Origin of the sequence: Kitasatospora sp. NPDC004799 (genome assembly GCF_040609095.1) — a bacterium.
Lineage (GTDB): Bacteria > Actinomycetota > Actinomycetes > Streptomycetales > Streptomycetaceae > Kitasatospora.
Map to the genome: position 1 here is coordinate 1 of NZ_JBEXJK010000566.1, position 4,185 is coordinate 4,185.

The 4,185-nt window shown below is 73.7% G+C and carries 4 protein-coding genes; 1 reads left to right on the forward strand and 3 read right to left on the reverse strand.

All coding sequences use genetic code 11. The features are described 5' to 3' along the window. Window positions 1-79: 79 nt before the first annotated feature. Both ABZW03_RS38080 and ABZW03_RS38085 read right to left on the reverse strand, forming a co-directional pair. Window positions 80-844, reverse strand: a complete 765-nt coding sequence (locus ABZW03_RS38080; RefSeq protein ID WP_355269048.1) for a VOC family protein — start codon at window positions 842-844, stop codon at window positions 80-82. Window positions 845-1,063: 219 nt separating this feature from the next. Further along, window positions 1,064-1,939, reverse strand: coding sequence for an AraC family transcriptional regulator (locus ABZW03_RS38085; RefSeq protein WP_355269050.1), 876 nt, complete (start codon window positions 1,937-1,939; stop codon window positions 1,064-1,066). Window positions 1,940-2,265: 326 nt separating this feature from the next. Between ABZW03_RS38085 and ribA the strand changes: the two genes are divergently transcribed. Further along, window positions 2,266-2,913 carry a GTP cyclohydrolase II gene (gene ribA, locus ABZW03_RS38090; protein WP_355269051.1) on the forward strand — a complete coding sequence of 216 codons (648 nt, stop codon included), beginning with the start codon at window positions 2,266-2,268 and terminating at the stop codon, window positions 2,911-2,913. A 158-nt stretch (window positions 2,914-3,071) separates the two neighbouring features. On the opposite strand, the gene ABZW03_RS38095 is transcribed toward ribA, so the two are convergent. Next, window positions 3,072-4,185, reverse strand: a 1,114-nt coding sequence (locus ABZW03_RS38095) for a hypothetical protein (RefSeq protein ID WP_355269053.1), incomplete at its 5' end; no start/stop codon positions are given.

Genomic DNA, 4,185 nt, shown 5'->3' on the forward strand with positions numbered 1-4,185 from the left:
TCCGATCGGCCAGGGTCAGGGCACCGAAGGCGAGCGCGGTTCCGGCGAGGACACGGTTGCGGGTGCGAGTTCTCACGGGTCAGCCCTCGGCGCCGGCGGTGTAGACGCCGAACTCGGCGCCCTGGGGGTCGCGCAGCACGGCGATCCGCCGGCCGCCCGGCATCCCGCTCGCGGGCACCGGCACGTCGCCGCCGAGCGCCACCGCCCGGCCGACGGTGTTGTCGACGTCGGCGACCGCGAAGTACGGCAGCCAGTGCGGCGGCACCTCGGGCGGGAAGCGGTCGTCCATCGTCAGCATGCCGCCGAAGTCCCGGCCGTCCAGGCCCCATTGGGGATAGTGCTCGGACGGGGTGACGGACCAGCCGAAGACCTCCGGGTAGAAGGCGAGCGCGCCGGACGGGTCGCGGGTGAGCAGTTCCACCCAGCCGAGCGCGCCGGGGTCGTTGAACACCCCGGCGCCCCGGAAGGCGCGGGCCTGCCAGAGGATGCACACCGCGCCGGCGCGGTCGGCGACGACCGCGAAGCGGCCGAGGTCGAAGACGTCGGTGGGGTCCTTCAGGATCCGGCCGCCGGCCGCCTTGACCCTTCCGGCGGTGGCGTCGGCGTCGGCGACCGCGATGCAGACGGTCCAGGCGATCGGCTGCTGCGGGGCGTAGCGGGGGGTGATGGCGGCGGCCGGGGCGCCCTGGACCAGCATCTGGGTGTAGTCGCCGTCCCCGGGGCGGGCCGTGTCGTCCACCTGCCAGCCGAGGAGCTCGGTGTAGAACGCCCGGGCGGCGGCCGGATCGGAGGTGCCCAGCTCGGTCCAGCAGGGGGCGTCGGTGGTGACGGAGGTCTGCTTCATGACGTCTGTCCTCGCAGCTCGCTCGGGAACTCCCGGGTTTTCGGCGCCTCGGCCCCCGCACCTCCTGCCCCAGCATGCGGGGCGGGGCGGCGGTTGGCGGGTGGGGTGGGCCGAACGGGGGTGGGCGGGCGAGCGAATGACAGATGACAGCTGACAGATTTCAAAATCTGTCAGCTGTCATCTGTTATCTGTTAGCGGTTATCCGTCGGCTGTCAGTTGTCAGCCGCGCACGGCCCGCGCCACCGGGATCCACAGCTCCGCCTCGGCATCGGCCGTCCCCGGGACGAACCGGGTCCGGAGGATCTCCGGGCCCGGCCGGGCCTCGTACGGGTTGGACGGGAACCACTGGCTGGCCACGTCCCCCCACATCTCCTGCAGGGCCTGCGGGAACGGCCCGGTGTTGGTGAACACCGCCCAGGTGCCGGCCGGGACGTCGAGCACGTCCAGGTCGGCCGGGACGTCGGCGCCCTCGCGCGCCACCACCGCGTGCCAGTAGTCGAGTTCGGACCCCTCCTCGCGGTTCGGCGAGAAGTCGTCGCTCACCGACACGATCCCGGCCGGGTCGCCCCCGGACAGGGCGGCGATCCGCTCGACCTGCTCCTTGCCGAGCCCCTTGATGAACTCGGCGATCCCCGGGTTGATCCCCAGGTAGACCAGGGTGACCCGGGCCTTCCTGCCGACGATCCGGAAGTCCGGCTTCTCGACGATCCGGTATTCCATACTGCTGCTTCCCTCCACGACGAGTCGGAAGGACATCCGGGGCTGCGAGACGAGCACCGCACCGTCGCGCCGGGCCTCCCCCGGCCCGACCCCGTGCATGGCCCGGAACGCCCGGGCGAAGGCCTCCCCCGAGGAGTACCCGTACCGGACCGCGATGTCGAGCAACGTCCGCTCGCCGTCCAGGACTTCGGCCCCGGCGACGGTGAGCCGCCGGCGCCGGACGTACTCCGACAGCGGCATCCCGGCGAGCATCGAGAACAACCGCCGGAAGTGGTACTCCGACGCCATCGCGATCCGCGCCAGCTCGGCCACGTCGACCTCGCGGTCCAGCCCGTGTTCGATCCGGTCCATCGCCCGGTTCAGGTGCTCCAGCACGCCGACCCCGTCCTTCCCTTACTGACCTTCACCGTAGGAAGGACCTACCCTGCCGCACCCGACAATCGGTGCCCGCTCCGGTCGGGTGCCGGGCGCCGGCCGCCGGCCGTCAGCGGCAGCGGCTCGGATCAGCGCACCGTCCGCATGCTGGAAGGCCGGGTGGGAAGAGACGGGGCCGATGGGGTGTTGTGCGCCTCCGTGGCCGGGGCCCGTCCCGATGGCCCCTAGTTGTTCAAATTGGAACTACCTAGTACGGTCGACCTCCGATCCATCACGGTCCACCCCGGTCCGCCCCGGTCCACCTCTCGATCCACGGAGGCCCACCCATGCCGCAGCCCGGCTCCGCCACGGTGCGCTCGCGTGTGCGCATCCCGCTGACCTTCCCCGACGGATACCGCGCCGAGGCGGAGGTCTTCACCTTCCACGGCCTCGCCGACGGTGCCGAGCACCTGGCGCTCGCGCTCGGCACCGTCCCCGCGGGCGGGACGCCGCTGGTGCGACTGCACTCCGAGTGCCTGACCGGCGACGTCTTCGGCTCGGACCGCTGCGACTGCGGGCCCCAGCTGCGCGAGTCGGTGGAGCGGATCAGCGAGGCCGGCGGGTACCTGCTCTACCTGCGGCAGGAGGGCCGCGGCATCGGGCTCTACAACAAGCTGGACGCCTACGCCCTGCAGGACTCCGGTCTGGACACGTACGACGCCAACACCGCGCTCGGCCTGCCCGAGGACGGCCGGGACTACACCGCGGCCGCCCAGATGCTCACCGCGCTCGGCGAGGCCGGCCTGACCGGCACGACCGGCATCGACCTGCTGAGCAACAACCCGGACAAGGCGGCGCAGCTGGCCGGGCTGGGGGTCGCCGTACGGCACCGGGTGCCGACCGGGGTGCACGTCTCGGCCAGCAACGTCCGCTACCTGCGGGCGAAGGCGGAGCGGACGGGGCACTCGATCGAGCTCTCCCGGCTGGTCGGCTGAGCGGGCTGAACGGGCGGACCGGCGGGCGGGCGCCCGGACGGCAGCGCGACGGCCGACGGATCTCCGGCGGCAGCGAACAGATAACAGATGACAGCTGACAGATTTCGAAAGCTGTCAGCTGTCATCTGTCAGTCGTGATCTGTCAGCCCGTCACCCGCTCACCCGCGCCCCGCCCGCCTCCGGACCGTCCGCAGCCCCGCGTACGCCGCCAGCGGCAGCACCACCAGCAGCGCGGCCCAGAACGCCCCGTGCCCCCACCACCCCGCGATCGCCCGGAACAGGCCTTCGAACACCGGGATCCGCAGTGCCTCGACCGGCCCCAGCGGTCCGGGCCAGGCGCCCAGGAACAGGGTGGCCGGGATCCAGAGCACGAACAGCCCCCGGGCGGTGGCCGGCGTCCCGAGGGTGCTCACCAGCGACACCACCCCCAGCAGCAGGACGAACCCGGCCTGGTAGGCCGCACCGGTCTGCCCCGTCCCCCAGGAGTCGGGCGTCCGGTGCACCCCTGTGGCCGCCAGCCGGACCTCGACCGCCGCCCACAGCAGCAGCACCAGCACCGCCGTCGTCCCGAGCGCGAACCGCACCCGGTCGCGCGCACCCGCACCGCCCGTCCGCCACCGTCCGTACGGCACGCCCGGCACCCGCTGGGTGGCGGTGCCGGGCCCGGAGGACCGCGCCGCGCTCCGCGCGTCCAGCCGCCGCCAGGCCTCCCGGACCTGCTTGCGGGCCTCCTGAGCGGGCTTCAGCAGCCGGTGGGCGGCCCGCTCGACCAGAACGAGCGAGACCGCGATCGCCACCACCGCCGCGATGCCGGCCCAACTCCCCATCCCGCCTTCGAACACGACCACCCGGTCGGCCACCGCCTGCGGCGTCTCCAGCGCCGTCATCGGCGGCCCGAGCCGCAGGTAGCCGATGGCGAGGGCCCCGGCCCCGGTCAGCAGCGCCGTACCGATGCCCACCCGGGCGGGGAAGAAGGCGATCACGGCCGCCGCGACGAGCGCCGCGCCGAGCTGGCCGACCACCTGCCGGGCCGCGTGGTCGCCGGCCGGCCGCAGCCGGCCGCCGAACGCCCCGGCGGGCGAGAGGTCGAGCTTCTCCCCCGCCTCGACCGGGTAGCGCAGCACCGCCCCCGCCCACAGCAGTAGCCCGAAGGCGAGGAGCAGCAGCAGGACCGCCCCGGCCCGGCGCGGCAGCGCGGTCCGGGCGTGCGGCCACCAGGCCGCCAGCCGACCCCGCCAGTCCACCGGCGGGCGTCGGCGCCGGTTCAGCCAC